The following is a 16283-nucleotide window of genomic DNA, read 5'->3' as shown; positions in this document are numbered from 1 at the left end:
CGGGCCAGCTGCGGTTTTGAACCATCCGCAAGGCCGTGTGGCTCCTCATTTCGTCGAGGGTGGCGCGAGGCACATTTCCGGAGGGTGGCCAGAACCTTAATTATTTGCAAGCGTTGGCGGGATGCGACGCGACTTGGCCGAGGTTGTCAAACGCCGATGCACTCGTGACGCACACAAGCTAGTTTGGGCCGCCCGGAAAATCGTGTACTTGAGTAAGCGATGGGGATGGGGTTCCCCCGATAACCGCCATTGTGGCTGATGACTCCTACGATAGCCGTTTCCGACGGGAGACGGCCGTTGGCTGAAATGCTGAAGAGGAGCCTCATATGAATTTCACGACATGTCTGGTCGTTATGTTCGGCGGAGCTATCGGGACCTTGTGTCGGTATGCCGGGTCGTATCTTGCCCTTCCGATCAGCGGCACGCTGCCGTGGGGCACGATCCTTATCAATATTGCCGGGTCATTTATCATAGGCTTTTTCGGCACGCTGACCCTGGCGCATGGGCGTTATCCGGTCAGCGAAGAATTCCGCCTGTTCGTGATGGTGGGGATTTGCGGGGGCTTTACAACTTTTTCGTCATTCAGTCTGCAGACACTCGATCTCCTCCGCTCGGGCGCTATCGGGCGCGCTGCGGTCAACATTGGGTTGTCCGTCGTGCTTTGCATCCTGGCCGTGGCGGCAGGGCACTTCGTCGCCGCCTACTTCAACGGCGGCGCAACGGAAATTGCGCAGACGACATTGGAAGAAGACGCCTAGGGCGTCTCCTTTCCTTCGGCGCAGGGGTCAAGTCGCGATCTGGGACTTCGCCAGCGTGACGTTGATGCTGTGCACGGCGCAGCTTTGAGCGAGGTCGGCTTTTTCTCCGGGGTTGAGGACGTTGATATTGGCTCCGGAGGCTGATGCTTTCGGCCATTGGCCTTTGGGCGCCAGCAGCACGCCCGCTGGAACCGCCGATGAAATGCCAACACTCAACTCGATGGAGCCGGTCTTGCTGCTCACCTGCAACCGGTTCCCGGATTCGACGCCGATCGTTTCGGCGTCGGAGGGATTGAGCCAAGCTTCGCACATTTGCAGACGGCGGGCGATCTTGCCGTCATTGGCGTAGCTGCTGTTCATGAGCCATTCGGAGGCGGGCGACAGCATGCGGTATTCACCCATAGCCGGACGGCACTCCGATAGTGGGGCAGGGGCTGATGGCAATCCGGCCTCGACAAATTGCGCGCCGGTCATTTCGACCTTTCCTGACGGCGTGCGATAGTCGTGGGATGCGAACTGAACGATCGGGGCTTCCGGCACGTACATCGTGCCTGCGGCTGCAAGTGTTTTGAAATCGAGTCCAGGGCGCGCTTGGCTCAGAATCGTTTCGATGATGGCGTCATCGGTTTCACGCAGTTCAGGATCGGTGAGGCCCATTGCAGCCGCAAGGCGCCGGAAGATCTCCTGATTGGGGAGCGCGTCTCCTAGCGGCGGAAGGGCTGCGACCTGTGCCGAGACGGAATGGGTAAAATACGACATGACGACATCGTCGAATTCCAGAAAACTCGCCGCGGGCAGAACGAAATCCGCGTAGTCGGCCGTATCGGTCTGGAATAGATCGACCGTGACTTGGAGAAGATCCTCGCGCCTCAGCGCCTGGCGCAATCGCGCCTGCTCCGGGCTCGAGGCCGCGATGTTGTTATTCCAGGTGAAGAGCGCTTTCGTCTCGCCGCTTTCGAGCCGCGCCGCGAGATCCATATGGCTGACGGATTGGGGATCGGCGTTGAGATGCGAAGCGGAAAGATAACCGCCGTCGACGCCTCGGGCGTCCCAGCCGTTGAGATAGAGGAAACCGGCGCCGAGCTTTCCGATGTTGCCCGTCGCAGGTGGCAGCAGGCCGACCGAACGCATGGCGTTGCCGCCGAATGTCTGGCGCTGGAAGCCTTGTCCCATCCATAGTAGCGATGGGCCGTCCGCGTAGAGCAGCGCCGCTTTTTCGATGAGGGCCGCAGGAACGCCGGTCGTTGCCTCCGCCCAACTCAATGTGCAAGCGTCGAGTTGCGGTTCGATGTCGTCCCAGCCGATACAATGGCGTGCAAGAAAATCGCGGTCGAGCTTTCCGGCCGATTTGATGACGGCGAGCATCGCGAAGGCAAGCGCCGCGTCGGTGCCGGGAAAGAGTTGGAGATGAATGTCGGCCGCTTCAGCCGTAGCGTGGCGGATCGGATCGACGACGATCGTTGGGACACCGCTGCGCGCCACCCAGTGCTCATGGACGTGAGGCGCTGAGGCTGACGGGTTCGCCCCCCAGATCAAGACGCATTTGCTGGAACTGACCGTGCGCGGGTCGAAGCCGCGGGTCGATTCCCCGAACGCGAGTTGAAGCGCGACGTGGCCCGCCTTGTTGCAGACGGTGTCGGGATCGACTTCAGTCGCTCCGATACGATTGAAGAAACGCAGCGGAAACAGCCCGGCGATCAGCGAGCACGTTCCAGTGTAATGGGTTTGCAGGATGGCTTGGCCGCCGTCGGTCGCGATAATGCTCTGTAGCCGTTGCGCGATCTCCGATATGGCATCATCCCAGGAGACCTCGTCAAACTGTCCCGATCCTTTCGGGCCGACGCGCTTCAACGGAGTCGTTAGCCGATCCGTCTTGCTGCGCCACACGCCGTTGTAGGCAATCGAGCACTTGCCGCAAAGCTTGCCGCGGCTCATGTCGTGATTGGGATCGCCGACAACCGACACCGCGCCGTCGCTCGCCATTTTTACGATTATGCCGCACGCGTCGTAACAGTCCCGGGGACACGTTGTCTTGACGATTGCCTGCGTTGCCATTGCGCCGAACCTTCCTGGAAGCGTAGAGCCGCTTCAAATCTAGTCCGGAATTTCAGCGCCGGTAAAGGCTTTCGCGTTGGGCGCAAGTGCGGGATCGGCGAGGGATGATCGGAGCTTAGGTTATGCATGAATGCACCGCACGATGGCGCTTTATCCGGCAGTTGAGGCATCCAGAGCAGGCAGGCTCGCATCGTGTTGCGCATCACCCGGGAGCGCCAGATGGACTGACGGTATGACCCCGCGTCGCTCGCAATCGACGGTGCGATGATTTCAGGCCTCCGGGACAATTGCTGTGTCCGTGGCGAGCTTCGGTGTTCTGCATCTTGCTCGCCTCTGCTCTGCGGGAGGTTTTCTGGTGCGGCTTGTCGCAATTGCGTGATGCCATGTGCTGCTATTCTTGGCGAATTGAGTCGATTCTTTTTTGCCGGGAGCCGTGATGCGGGGACGCTTGGTTTTTCCCGCAGCTTGTCTCGCGTTCTGTCAGCTGCTGTGGGGATGCGCGATCGAAAACGCCGACATTGCTTTGCGTGGGAAGTCGGAACTGGTCGGTCTTCGTGAGCGGGACGTTTTGATGTGCGCCGGGCATCCGACGAGCGAGGACAGCATACCCGGCGGCAAGATCTGGATGTACGAACACGGACAGGCGACCGGCGGCTTCACGGTTCAGCCGGTCATACCGCTGGCAGGAGCGCAACTCTCGGACCCCAACAGCGGCTATTGCCGCGTCCAGTTCCGTTTCTCAGGCGGCAAAGTCGCCGAGGTCTCCTATGCGGGCGCGACGAGTTCCTGGGGCCGCAAAGATGCCGTTTGTGCACCGATTATCCGCAACTGTCTCGATTATCGGAGACGATAGCGCTGTTTCAAGACCTGATCGCTACCTGAACACGCGCGCGGCGAGCGCCTTGGCGACGAGGTGCGGCTTGATTTGGGTAACGGCCGTCGACGCTTTGCCTGAAAAGATGAGCTGAAGGACCTGAGCTTTCGTTTGCTCCGTCAGCTCGAATTCCAGTCCGAAGCCGTTTGTCGTCGATCGGCGGATGTGGGCGTCGACGTCGATGCCGGCGAAGTGGGCGTTGACAGTACTACCGATCGGAAGCGGCGCATTGCCGAGAAGATGCATGCCGCTGACAGATATATCGGATGCGCGATAGACGGCGCTCGAAGTTTTCGCCGACAACCGAACAGGAAGGTCCATCTCGAAGCGTTGACCGGCGCGCCGCTGTTGCTGCTCGCTACAGACGTAGCAGCAGAGCGTGAGCACGACGATGTTATACCAGCTCCAGAAAAGTGCGATGGCGCTCGACTCTGCAAGCGGGCGCGATTGATCCATAAGAAACGCGTTGGCAATGCCGAGCATCGTGATGGCGAGGAGGGTTCCGAAGATGCGCAGCAGCGGCCACTGGACAAAATGCCGACTGCGATCGCCGCCCTTTGCCGTCACTTTGAATTTCTGGCCTTTCGGCTTCAAGAGGCCGGAGACGACCGCTTTCAAGACGTCCATGGAGCAGAGCATCTGATAGAGGTCCGTCATCAGCGGCAGCACGCGGCCTTCCGTCAACCACGTGAAGATCGCCCACTGTGCGACGAGGAACGGCGCCAGATACCAGATCGCATCAATGACGTTTGCGTGGACGGCCTCGATCCCAAACAGCAGATAGAGAGCCGGCACAATCACACCGAGAAGTCGAAAGAGGTGGGTCGCCGACCAATGCAGGAACGTCTCGCAGAGCATGATGCGATCGACGATCGGCAATTTGTTCCCGAGGCGTAGCGGTCCGCTCGGGCCGCGGCAGATTTGAACGAAACCCAAGGCCCAGCGGCTGCGCTGGCCGCTATATTCGGCGAGACCCTCGGGTGCTAAGCCCAGTGACAGGGCTTCGTTTAAGTAGACGGTCCGGAAGCCCTTTTCGCGCAGGCGGAGAGAGAGGAGATAATCTTCGGTGACGGAATCAGTTGGAAAGCCACCGATGCGTTGTAGTGCGTCGAAGCGAATGACTGACGACGTTCCGCAGCAGAAGGCGGCGTTCCAGGCGTCCTTCGAGGCCATGACGATATCGAAGAAAAAGCGCTGCTCATCCGGCCAGACGCGCGTCAACGCGAGATTGCTTTGCACCGGGTCGGGATTGAAGAAATGCTGAGGCGTCTGGACGACGCCGACGTCGGCATCGAGCGCCAGCGATACAGCGCGTGTCAGAAATGAGGGCAGTGGTACGAAATCCGCATCCAGAATCGATACGAAGTCGGGCTTTTCGTCGAGCTTGGCGAGCTTTTTCAGTGCGGCGTTGATGTTGCCGGCTTTGGCGTGGGAATTTTCTTCGCGGGTGATGTAGCCGACGCCATGATGCTCACAGAGTGCTTTCAGCCAAACGCGGCGTCCGTCGTCGCAGACCCAGACGCGGAAATTCGGATACGTCAATGCGAGCGAGCCGATGATGGTGCGCTCGAGAATGCTTTCGTCTTCATTATAAGTGCATATGAGGACATCGACTTTAGGCAGATCGCGCTGAGCCAGCAACCGCGGGATGTTGCGATCGGCGTCGCGCGAGCGATTGCGCGTGCGCGTCAGGAACAATTGGGAGATGGTCGCGCCAATCATCGTCAGCGTTTCGACGGCTGTGAAAATAATGCCGGTGGTGAAATTGAGGGGATCGTCTGCCGAGGGAAGGGTATCGAAAATGCGCCATGACATATATCGCCAGCCAAGTGCGATGCCGAAAAGAATGGCGCAGGTTCGGATGATCGTGTTGTTGCGATTGACCCACGGCAGGATGGCTGTCGCCAGTAGGGCAACAATCAGCGCCGGTAACAGCGCGTCGGCATATCCCATTCCTGCAGCGGCGCTCATTGTGCGGTCCGTCAGTAGAGGCTTCCAGCGAAGACGCTGCCGCCGTCGGCGAATTTCACGAGGCCGGAGCGGCCAACCCTGCAATCGAAGCTCTTCGACAGTTCGGGAAACTTGAGGCTGACGTGATAGGGCTCGCGCGAGAGGGCGCTCTGCTGGATTGCAGTATTGGACTCGACTGCAGCGAGACCATTCAAGCCGACCACGATGCCGTGCAACTCAGGGCCGCCATCGCGGGGCGTAAACGTCGCCGGTTGGCCGATCGAAAGGCGCTCGTAGGCCGTCTCGCTGACGCTGGCCGTGACGATGGCGCTTCCGCAATCGAGGAGCTTCATCAAATCCTGTCCAGCGTTGACGTGCTCGCCCGGGGCGGTGAGCATTTCCCAGACTCGTCCATTGACGCTGGCGTGAATATCGGCTTTCGCCAATTCCGCCTGACGGGCTTGTTCGGCGGCAATCGAAGCGTCTATTGCGGCGAGCTGAATTTGACTGCCATCGAGGCGAGCCTGAACGTCGGAAAGTTCAAGGGAAACTTCCATTTTACGCTGCGCCGATTGCGGTGTGTCGTTATAGCTGTCGCCGACGTAGGTTCCATTTTTTGCGGCATTAAGTTCGACGAGAATGCCCTTCTTGTGCTCGATTTGCGCCTGGATGGCTTGCTCTGTTACATGAGCTTCGCCTTGGGCCTTATCGAGGAACGCTTGGCTGGCAGCGTCGGTCTTTCGCAATGCAGCTGCTCGTTTGAGCGCTTCGGAAGCAACCGCGTATTGGGCCTGTGCCGAAGCGATATTGGCATCTGCTTCCCGCACGCGCTGCTCAAGCTGAGCGATGCGCCCGAGGCGAAATCGCTCTTGCTGGGCATTGAGCTCTTCCAGGCTGCTGCGAAGCAGATTTTTCTTAGCTTCGAGTGCGCCAATGTTCGTGCGCAGTTGGTCTCGATCCCGCTGCAGGTTCGTCAGATGCACTGAATCGGCGCGGGTGTTGCGGATCGTCAGGATATTCTGATCGGCGCGAAAAGGACTGCCGATATCCGTGCCGTTTTGCGCCATCGTTACTTCACCTTCGATCGGCGCCCTTATCGTGATGATGCGGGCGTTCACGACGGCTTCGGCGCTGGTCGTGGCAAGAAGGCGCTGAACAGGAAACCATCCGAGCGCGATCGCGGCGGCGACGGCAACGAAAGATTTCAGTAGCGTCATCGACCTGACGGCGGGTCGCGATGACAGCTTCGGAGGCGTGTCAGCGGGTGGCTCCGCATCCGCTGCAGGAGACGGCGCGGCGTTCGGCGCCTGCCATTCGTTTACGACTGACTCGAGATACGCGAGTTGAGCGGTTGCCGTAAATTTATCGTCGGCTAAGGTCTCGGCGTCTGTTTGCTCGGCGCTCGGAAGCTCCGACGGCGGCGGCTGTACGGCGCGGATCTTCGCGCCGCGGGCAAATGCGGTTCGGCGTTCGACGGGTTGGGAGGACATTGGTACCCACGCAAGCAAAATTGTCTGCGTGGAAGGTTACATTCGATATATAAATTAATAATCGCATATTTTCTAAATTAGATATTAAACCGGCAGTAAAAATGATCCGAATGGAGACGATTTGCTGACCGTATATATACTTATTTAAGCATGTCTGTCTTTTGGTCCTGAGAGGATTGACGTATTTGAATCCGGCCTGAAACGGCCGGCGAGGCGACTTTTGGGGACGAGCGCATGCTAACGACGCGATACGCGAAAATTATAATGTGTTTCGTGCTGGGCCTGTTTTGCCTGCTGGTCGCATTCAACAACATCACGGATTACGAAACGAATTACGTGTTTGTGCAGCACGTTCTGAGCATGGACACGACACCGACTGCCAGCGCTCTCAAGTATCGGGCGATAGCAGAACCGCTGCTTTGGCAGATCGCGTATGCCGCTATCATCACAACCGAGGCGTTGACCGGTATTTTGTTCGTTGCGGGGGCGGCGGCGTTGTGGCGCGTGCGTCGCGCCTCCGCCGAAACATTCAATGACGCGAAACGCTATGCTGTTGCCGCATCCACGCTCGCGTTTCTGATCTGGTTCTTCGGCTTCATGGTGGTGGGCGGCGAGTGGTTTGCGATGTGGGAGTCGCCGGCTTGGAACGGTCAGCAGGCGGCATTCCGGTTTTATGTCTCCGTGCTCGCCGTCTTGATCTTCGTGAACCAACCCGATCGCGATCTCCCCTGAAACGTTGCCGCGACCGAGGCGGCGTGGCATCGGTCGCGGCTCAAACTCAGAGTGAGTGTTCGGCGACCCGCGTGAGAAGGTCCTTCTTGCCATGCTTTGCTTTTCTTTCGGCGAGCAGCCCGAGATAGTGCTGCAGGACGGCCGCGCCTGCGATCGACGTGACGTCGGCGTGGTCGTAGGCTGGGGCAACCTCCACGACATCCGCGCCGACGATGTCGAGATCGCCTAAGCCGCGTAGGATCATCAGCGCTTCGCGCGATGACAGTCCGCCAGCCACTGGCGTTCCTGTACCCGGAGCATAGGCTGGGTCGAGAGAATCGATGTCGAACGTCACATAGGTCTTGGCGTCGCCGACGCGCGCCGCGATGCGCTTCAGGACGCCGGAGACGCCGAGGTCGGCGACGTCATGCGCGTAAAGGATCTCGATGCCGCAATCCTCTGGCGCGTGCGTTCTGATGCCGACCTGGATCGAGCGTTCCGGCATGATGATGCCGGCGCGGACTGCGCGCGCTACAAACGAGCCGTGGTCGATGCGTTCCTCCTCGTCGAACCAGGTATCCTGGTGAGCGTCAAATTGCACCAGCGCCATAGGCCCATGCTTTTCGGCGTGTGCTTTCAGCAGTGGCCAGGTGACGTAATGATCGCCGCCGATCGACAGGAGCGTCGCACCAGCTTGAACGATCTCTCGTGCCTGGCCTTCGATCTGCGCGGGTACGTCGAAATGCCGGCCGTAATCGAGCGAGCAGTCGCCGTAATCGACGACGGCCAGCGTTTCGAACGGGTCGGCGTGGAAGGGGTATTGCGGGTCTCCTTCCAGGATCGCCGAGGCGCGGCGCACGCCTTGCGGTCCGAAGCGGGCGCCGGGCCGGTTCGAGACAGCGGCGTCGAAGGGGATGCCCCAAACGGCCACGTCGACATTGCGCAAATCGCGGGACAACTTGCGGCGCATAAACGACAGCACGCCGCCGTACATCGGTTCGTGCGAGCCGCCCATGATGTTTGGGGCGAAGACGGCCGAGTCGGTTTCCCTCGGGCGGAGCGGAGCGTGGGACGTTTTCGACATTGTTTCTCTCCCGTCTTGATATGCAGGTTGTTGGATACTGGGCGCTGCAGTCGGCGTTATTCGCCGGTCATGAAGTGCGTCCAGATGCGATTGACATCGCGTAGCGATTTCGGATCGTGGGGGCGGGCGGCAAAGAGCTGGGCCATCATGTCCTTGGGCGGATAGATGTTCGGATCCGACTTGATTTCTGCCGTGACGAACTCCGTCGCGGCGGTGTTTGCGTTCGGATACCAATAGTTGTTAGTGAATGTCGCGATGTTCTTCGACGCCAGAAGAAAATTGATGAACGCATACGCGTTCTCGGGATGCGGCGCGTCTGCGGGAAGCGTGATCATGTCAGCGAAGATTTCAGTGCCTTCTTTCGGGATCGAATAGCGCACCTCGACGCCTTTCTTGGCGTCGGCGGCGCGGCCTGCGGCGATATAAGCGTCGCCGCTCCAGCCGAGCGCCAGGCAGACGTCGCCCTGGGCGAGGTCGTTGATGATTGCGCCGGTTTTGAAGTGACGGATATAGGGGCGAATGGAGTCGAGCAACTTGCTCGCCTTTTCGAGTTCGGCTTTGTCGGTCGTAAACGGATCGAAGCCGAGATAGTTGAGCGCAATCGACATGACGCCTTCAGGCGAGTCGATCATGGCGATGCCGCAGTCTTGAAATTTCGCTGCAAGCTCGGGCTTGAAGATAATGTCCAGGCTGTTGACCGGCGCGTTCTTCATGCGCTTCTCGATCAATGCCGGATTATACATGATGCCGGTGGTTCCATAAGCGTAGGGCACACCGTATTGATTGCCGGGATCTTCAGTCGCGACGAACTTCATGATGTCGGGATTAAAGTCTTTCAGTACGGCGAGCTTGCTCTTGTCGAGCTTCTGGAGCGCGCCTGCCTGGATGAGCCGACCGATCGACGAGGCGGTTGGCAGGACGATGTCGTAACCGGTTTTTCCAGTCAGGACCTTTGTCGTCATCATTTCCGTCGACTCGAACGTGTCGTAAACGACCTTGTCGCCGGTTTGCTTTTCGAAGTCCTTGATCACGTCCGGCGAGACGTAGTCGTACCAGAAGTAGATGTTGACGTTCTTGTCTTCGGTCGAAATGGCATTCGCTGCAGGCGAAGCTGCGACCAGAGAAAGTGCAATTGCACAAGATGTGAGCAGGCCGAGCGGACGCATGACGTCACCCTCCAGAAAAGGTTGAAGACCGGAATTGCGAATGAATGAGAAGCAAACGATGCGGCTTGCACGTTGCGGCGACAAACGGTATTTCCTGGGGAATGAGTTGAGTAAAACTCATCTGAAGGCCCGTCTCGCATGCCATTGCCTTCTCTCAACGCGATCCGCGCATTCGAAGCCTCGGCCCGGCTGCTGAGCTTCAAGGATGCGGCGGAGGAATTGAAGCTCAGCCCATCGGCTGTGAGCCGCCACATCCGTACGCTGGAAGATGCGCTGGGCGTTCCTCTCTTCGAGCGCGGGTTCCGTCAGGTGCAATTGACGGAAAAGGCCGTGCATTACGCGCGCCGTCTCGGCGAGGCGTTCAAGATCATTCAGGATTCAACGGAAGAAGTGAGCGCGTATGGTCCGGCGCGGCGGCGCAAGCGCCAGCGGGTGACGCTGTCGATCAATGCGACGTTCATGAACCTATGGCTCGCGGATCGGCTGCCGCATTTCCGGGCGTTGCATCCGGAGTGCGAGCTAGAGGTTTCGACACATGACGACGCCGGCAAGGGTGGCAATGCGCGGGCCGATCTGCGCGTGCTTTTTACGAGCGACGAGGTTGACGATCCAGCGCTGACGCCTCTGCTTAAGCTGATCATCATTCCGGTTTGTGCGCCGTCGCTGATGACCGGCAGAAAGGCGCTCCGGAACCCGCGCGACTTGGCGAAACATCGACTGCTGCACGAAAACACGACGGCGTGGTGGGAGGAGTGGATCGTCGGAGAGGGCGCCAAGGGTGTCGATCCCAACACCGGCGCAATTTTTCACGATCCGTCGCTGGCCATTCGAGAGGCCGTCAATGGCGGTGGCGTTGCGCTTGCCGATAATATCATGGCTGAAGATCTGTTGGCCCGCGGGCTGCTGGTCGAGCCATTTCGCATTCGGCGACGCATTCCCAACTGCTACAGTCTTGCTCAGCGACCAGGGGCGTCTTCCCATGCCGGGGTCCGCGATTTCCGCGCGTGGCTGATCGGGGAGATCGCCCGGCATAAGGCCGTCATGGGGATCGAGTAGGAACTGTGATTTGTCTCCCTGATGGTGGCCGGAGATTTGTGTGCTCGCTGCACGGCACCACTGAGACGCACATCTGGACTTAAGTGCACCTGACAAATGCTGGCGCCGAGGTTCTTAGATTCGTAACGAGCAATACCCGCACCTTTTGGATCTGTCGCAAAACCACAACGGCGTGCTCGGTTTTACTGGATCGGGTATTTTGTCGGGCAGAAAATGAGTGCCCGGACTTTCATCGCGTTTGACGTATATTCTTCAAGTTCAATGTTAGGTTTTTTCACTCAAGCGCCTGATATCTATAAATTTTTTGTCCGTCTTTTCGAGAGTGCCCGGCGTGCTCAAAAAGCACGCATCCGCTGGTCCAATTTCGAGCACGCAAGCTATTGGATTCATTTCGGAATTTCCGGAAGCGTGACTAGAGTCTTGAAGCTGCAGATTTCCACGGTGCCGAGCTTGGCACTGCCGTCTGCTTCGAATTTCACGCTTTTGGCTCTCGTCGAATTCCGGGGGGAATTTTCTGATGACACGATCTAGGTGGGGATTGGCTGCGGCCGTCTGCACGTTGGTTCTCGCAAGCGGTTCGGCCGCTTCTGCGGGAGAGAAATTTCAGCTTTGGGACGATGACTCCTGGATCAGCTTCGGCGCTGGCATTCGTGGGCAGTACATCTACAACCCAGATGCCAAAGACACCGATGACTTTTCATTGAACAGCGCTCGTATCTACGCGAACGGGCAGTTCACCAAGATTATCGGCTTCACCTACAACACGGAAATTGATCACGCGCCAGACGACACGTCGGACATTTCTCGGATGAGAACGCTTGACGCGATTTTGCGCCTCGAGTTTACCCCGTCGTTCAACATCTGGGCAGGCCGCATGCTGGCGCCGAGCGATCGCGCCAATCTTGACGGTCCATACTATTTGGGAACCTGGGAATATCCGTTTGTCAGCGCTTATCCCGCGATCTTCGCCGGTCGCGACAACGGCGGCTCCGTTTGGGGCGACATCGGCAAGTTCAAATATGAGCTTGGCGGATTCCAAGGCTGCACAGCCGGAGACAACAGCTGCAGTACGCCAACTGCGAGTGGACCGTTGTTCGCGGGCCGTTTGCAGTATGACTTCTGGGACAAGGAGTCTGGCTACTACACGTCGAGCGACTACTACGGCGAGAAAGAGATTCTCTCGGTCGCGGTGGTTGGGCAGTATCAAAATGGCGCGGCGAGCGACGGAACGCACTCTGGTGACTTTGGCGGCTTTAACATTGACGCATTGATGCAGAAGAAAGTGTGGGGCGGGGACGTCTTCACGCTCGAAGGTGCCTATTACGTCTATGACACGAGCGGCATCGATACATCGCTCCCGACGGGCAATGGCTTGGCGGATGGGACAAGCTACATGCTGCTCACGAGCTATCTCATCAATCAGAAGGTTGGGCCGGGCAAATTCCAGCCGGTGTTCCGCTACCAAGAGTTCGACCAGGATCACGGTCCGGACATCAGCGAATATTCGGTGGGCACCAACTACATCATCAAAGGCCACGATGCGCGCCTGTCCGCTCTCTATTCCCGGCAGAATGTCGACAACGCAGGAGACAGAGATATCGACCGGTTCATAGGCGGTCTGCAGCTTCAGTTCTAAGAAAACACTTCTGCCACTTAGGAGACATGCGCCTTCATCCCTTCTCCCGGGAGGTTCGCATGTCTCCTTTTATTTTTCTCATGATTTAACGATAAAGACCCTTCATTCGTTCTCTGTGAGCCAATCGCAGGACGACCGCCGCCGGTGATTTCTTGTTTGCGCAGGAAGGGCGAAATGGCCATCATCGCGGTCAGCAGGACTTCGAATTTGCGCGGGAGCGGAGTGACGGCTTTTCTTGCAGTCGTCCCTTGCAGTCATGGAGTGAGGCTTTATCGTGTTATCCGGTGGCCAAGCAGAGTTGCAATCGCCCGATGTTCGCCAACGCGTTTCAGTCTAGCCTTCCGGCCATCCCCTCTTATGTGCGTGCGAGCGCCGAGGTGCGCGGCACGTTCGCGCGCGCCGAGCGCACGACCAAGCTGATCGATACGTTCGAAACCGGTGGCTTGCGCCTCAGAACTCCGAAGGCCGGAGAATGGTGCGAGGCGGTCGTGTTGAATACCGCTGGCGGGCTGGCTGGCGGCGATGAAGTGCGGATGAGCTTTGTTGCCGCGAGTAACGCCAACGTCTGTATCACCACACAATCAGCCGAGAAGATCTATCGCGCTGAGGACAAGCCCGTTGTGTTGGCGGCGGAAGTTCACGTCGGCGACGGCGCGAACTTGGTATGGATGCCGCAAGAGACGATCCTGTTCGATGGCAGCGGGCTCGAACGTTCGCTGACGATCGAGATGGCTGAGAACGCCTCCGTTCTTGCTGTCGAAAGCACCGTATTTGGTCGCGTGGCGCGCGGCGAGAGATTGAGCACGGGGGCGTTTCGCGATCATTGGCGTATTCGCCGCGGCGCTGGGTTGGTGTTCGCCGACGACGTTCGACTGGTCGGCGCGATTTCAGAAATTGCGGAGAAGGCTGCAGTCGGTAACGGCGCATGTGCTGTCGCGACGCTCGTGTTCCTCGCACCGGATGCGGAAGAGCGTTTGCCGATGGTCCGGTCCATTGTCGAGACTGACAGGATCGACGGCGGCGCCAGCGCCTGGAACGGGATGCTGATCGTGCGTCTTGCCGGTCGCGATCCATTCGACGTCCGAAGTGTCGTCACTGCGGTTTTGCGGCAGTTGTCGCGAATTCCGTTGCCACGTGTCTGGTCGATTTAGCTTTAGAGGGCCGAATGCTTCTAACTCCGCGAGAGAAAGATAAGCTGCTGATTGCGATGGCTGCGGATGTGGCGCGGCGCAGGCTCGCGCGCGGCGTCAAGCTCAATTATCCGGAAGCGATAGCGCTGATTACCGATGTAGTGGTGGAGGGCGCACGCGACGGCCGTTCGGTTGCTGAGTTGATGCAACTTGGTGCGCGTGTACTGACGCGCGATCAGGTGATGGACGGCATAGCGGAGATGATCGAAGACGTGCAGGTCGAGGCGACGTTTCCGGATGGAACGAAGCTTGTCACCGTCCATCAACCGATCCGGGGTGGCAGCGATGCGACGACGATCATCGCGGGCGAGTTCATTACGCCCGATGGCGATATTGAACTTAACGTGGGCGCGTCTACGTTGACGCTGAAAGTTGCGAACACAGGTGACCGCCCGATTCAGGTTGGCAGCCATTATCATTTCTTCGAAACCAATCCGGCGCTCGAATTCGAACGCGAGATGGCGCGCGGCATGCGCCTCGATATTGCTTCCGGTACGGCCGTGCGTTTCGAGCCGGGACAGACGCGGGAAGTAACGCTGGTTCCCTATTCGGGAGCCCGAACGGTTTATGGATTCCGCCAAGACGTGATGGGAAAACTCTGATGGCCGCCCGCATTTCTCGCGCCGCTTATGCCGACATGTTCGGACCCACGACCGGCGACAAGGTTCGCTTGGCCGATACGTCGCTCTTCGTCGAGGTCGAGAAGGATTTCACGATCTACGGCGAAGAGGTGAAGTTCGGCGGCGGCAAGGTCATTCGCGACGGCATGGGGCAGTCGCAGTTGTCCCGCTCACAGGGCGCCGTCGATACGGTGATCACGAATGCTCTGATCATCGACCACTGGGGAATCGTCAAGGCCGATATCGGTCTGAAGGACGGATTGATTGCAGGCATCGGTAAGGCCGGTAATCCTGATGTTCAGCCGGGCGTCGACATCGTCATCGGGCCGGGTACGGAGGTGATTGCGGGCGAGGGCAAGATCGTTACCGCAGGCGCGTTCGATACGCATATCCATTTCATCTGTCCGCAGCAGATCGACGAAGCGCTGGCGGCTGGCATCACGTCGATGCTCGGCGGCGGCACGGGGCCTGCGACTGGAACCAATGCTACCACGTGCACGCCGGGCGCTTGGCATCTCCAGCGCATGATCGAAGCAGCCGACGCTTTTCCGATCAATCTCGGGTTTGCGGGCAAGGGCAATGCGTCGCTGCCGCAGGGATTGGTGGAGCAGGTTGAAGCCGGTGCGTGCGCGCTGAAGCTGCATGAAGACTGGGGCACGACGCCCGCGGCCATCGACTGCTGCTTGTCCGTCGCCGACGAGCACGACGTGCAGGTGATGATCCATTCGGATACGCTCAACGAAAGCGGCTTCGTGGAAGATACGATTGCCGCTTTCAAGGGGCGCACGATTCATGCGTTTCATACCGAAGGTGCGGGCGGCGGCCATGCACCGGACATCATGAAGGTTGCGGGATACGCGAACGTCTTGCCGTCGTCGACCAATCCGACGAAGCCGTTCACCGTCAATACGCTCGACGAGCATCTAGATATGTTGATGGTTTGCCATCATCTTCATGCGTCCATTCCCGAAGATCTGGCATTTGCGGAAAGCCGGATCAGGAAAGAGACGATCGCAGCGGAAGATATTCTGCATGATCTCGGCGCGCTCTCGATGATGTCGTCGGATAGCCAAGCCATGGGGCGTATCGGCGAGGTGATCATTCGCACGTGGCAGACCGCGGACAAGATGAAGAAGCAGCGCGGCGCGCTTCCCGGCGATGGCGAGAACGATAACCAACGGGCGAAGCGCTATATCGCCAAGTACACGATCAATCCGGCCATCGCTCACGGTGTATCGCAGCACATCGGCTCGGTCGAGGTCGGCAAGCTTGCTGACTTGGTGATCTGGTCGCCGGCATTGTTCGGTGTGAAACCGAATCTTGTCTTGAAGGCGGGTTCGATTACCGTAGCGGCGATGGGCGATCCGAATGCTTCAATCCCGACGCCGCAGCCTGTCCACTACCGGCCGATGTTTGCATCCTTCGGCAAATCGCTGACGCGAAGCTCGCTGACGTTCGTTTCGAAAACGTCGCTCGACAAAGGCTTGGCGGATCGGCTCAAGGTCGAAAAGAAGCTCATTCCGGTCGAGAACGTGCGAGAGGGGATTTCGAAGAAGAGCATGGTTCACAATGGCGCAACACCGCATATCGAGATCGACAGCGAAACTTATCGGGTGACGGCAGACGGCGAGCTTCTTGTTTGCGAACCGGCCAAGGAGCTCCCGATGGCGCAACGCTATTTTCTGTTCTGAGG

Annotated in this window: 13 protein-coding genes and 1 riboswitch; of the genes, 8 read left to right on the top strand and 5 right to left on the bottom strand. The window is 58.7% G+C overall.

Annotated elements, in window-relative coordinates:
- Positions 1 to 212 precede the first annotated feature (212 nt).
- Positions 213 to 275, top strand: a riboswitch (Fluoride riboswitch).
- Positions 276 to 326: 51 nt separating this feature from the next.
- Complete coding sequence (gene crcB, locus RLW55_RS17895; protein WP_409562970.1) at positions 327 to 758, top strand: fluoride efflux transporter CrcB; 432 nt, start codon at positions 327 to 329, stop codon at positions 756 to 758.
- Between the two features lie 27 nt (positions 759 to 785).
- On the opposite strand, the gene RLW55_RS17890 is transcribed toward crcB, so the two are convergent.
- Positions 786 to 2813: a molybdopterin-containing oxidoreductase family protein gene (locus RLW55_RS17890; RefSeq protein WP_423414953.1), complete on the bottom strand. Its 2028-nt coding sequence runs from the start codon at positions 2811 to 2813 to the stop codon at positions 786 to 788.
- Between the two features lie 436 nt (positions 2814 to 3249).
- On the opposite strand from RLW55_RS17890, the gene RLW55_RS17885 reads away from it, so the two are divergent.
- On the top strand, positions 3250 to 3666 hold the full coding sequence (locus tag RLW55_RS17885) for a hypothetical protein (RefSeq protein ID WP_409562972.1): 417 nt from the start codon (positions 3250 to 3252) through the stop codon (positions 3664 to 3666).
- Positions 3667 to 3687: 21 nt separating this feature from the next.
- Here RLW55_RS17885 and RLW55_RS17880 read toward each other — a convergent pair whose 3' ends face one another.
- Together RLW55_RS17880 and RLW55_RS17875 are read right to left on the bottom strand one after the other, a co-directional pair.
- On the bottom strand, positions 3688 to 5658 hold the full coding sequence (locus tag RLW55_RS17880) for a glycosyltransferase (protein ID WP_423414952.1): 1971 nt from the start codon (positions 5656 to 5658) through the stop codon (positions 3688 to 3690).
- Positions 5659 to 5669: 11 nt separating this feature from the next.
- Entirely contained in the window at positions 5670 to 7127 is a 1458-nt protein-coding gene (locus RLW55_RS17875; RefSeq protein WP_423414951.1) for an HlyD family secretion protein, read from the bottom strand.
- Between the two features lie 234 nt (positions 7128 to 7361).
- Between RLW55_RS17875 and RLW55_RS17870 the strand changes: the two genes are divergently transcribed.
- Positions 7362 to 7859: a DUF2165 family protein gene (locus RLW55_RS17870; RefSeq protein WP_409562975.1), complete on the top strand. Its 498-nt coding sequence runs from the start codon at positions 7362 to 7364 to the stop codon at positions 7857 to 7859.
- Positions 7860 to 7905: 46 nt separating this feature from the next.
- Here the strand turns inward: RLW55_RS17870 and speB are convergent, their stop codons facing one another.
- Positions 7906 to 8922, bottom strand: a complete 1017-nt coding sequence (gene speB / locus RLW55_RS17865) for an agmatinase (RefSeq protein WP_423414950.1) — start codon at positions 8920 to 8922, stop codon at positions 7906 to 7908.
- Positions 8923 to 8978: 56 nt separating this feature from the next.
- Positions 8979 to 10088: a polyamine ABC transporter substrate-binding protein gene (locus RLW55_RS17860; protein ID WP_423414949.1), complete on the bottom strand. Its 1110-nt coding sequence runs from the start codon at positions 10086 to 10088 to the stop codon at positions 8979 to 8981.
- A gap of 138 nt (positions 10089 to 10226) precedes the next feature.
- On the opposite strand from RLW55_RS17860, the gene RLW55_RS17855 reads away from it, so the two are divergent.
- The 5 genes from RLW55_RS17855 (at position 10227) to ureC (ending at position 16281) form a co-directional block, all read left to right on the top strand.
- Positions 10227 to 11144: a LysR substrate-binding domain-containing protein gene (locus RLW55_RS17855; protein ID WP_423414948.1), complete on the top strand. Its 918-nt coding sequence runs from the start codon at positions 10227 to 10229 to the stop codon at positions 11142 to 11144.
- Positions 11145 to 11661: 517 nt separating this feature from the next.
- Positions 11662 to 12780: a porin gene (locus RLW55_RS17850; protein ID WP_423414947.1), complete on the top strand. Its 1119-nt coding sequence runs from the start codon at positions 11662 to 11664 to the stop codon at positions 12778 to 12780.
- Positions 12781 to 13064: 284 nt separating this feature from the next.
- Positions 13065 to 13931, top strand: coding sequence for an urease accessory protein UreD (locus RLW55_RS17845; protein ID WP_423414946.1), 867 nt, complete (start codon positions 13065 to 13067; stop codon positions 13929 to 13931).
- A gap of 14 nt (positions 13932 to 13945) precedes the next feature.
- Positions 13946 to 14572 (top strand): urease subunit gamma, encoded by a 627-nt coding sequence (locus tag RLW55_RS17840; RefSeq protein ID WP_409562981.1) that lies wholly within the window; start codon positions 13946 to 13948, stop codon positions 14570 to 14572.
- Positions 14572 to 16281, top strand: coding sequence for an urease subunit alpha (gene ureC / locus RLW55_RS17835; protein ID WP_423414945.1), 1710 nt, complete (start codon positions 14572 to 14574; stop codon positions 16279 to 16281). The genes RLW55_RS17840 and ureC overlap by 1 nt, the downstream gene beginning before the upstream one ends.
- Positions 16282 to 16283: the final 2 nt, after the last annotated feature.

Origin of the sequence: Hyphomicrobium sp. B1 (assembly GCF_049532635.1) — a bacterium.
In the GTDB taxonomy this organism is placed as follows: domain Bacteria; phylum Pseudomonadota; class Alphaproteobacteria; order Rhizobiales; family Hyphomicrobiaceae; genus Hyphomicrobium_B.
This window is presented reverse-complemented; position numbering and strand designations above follow the sequence as displayed.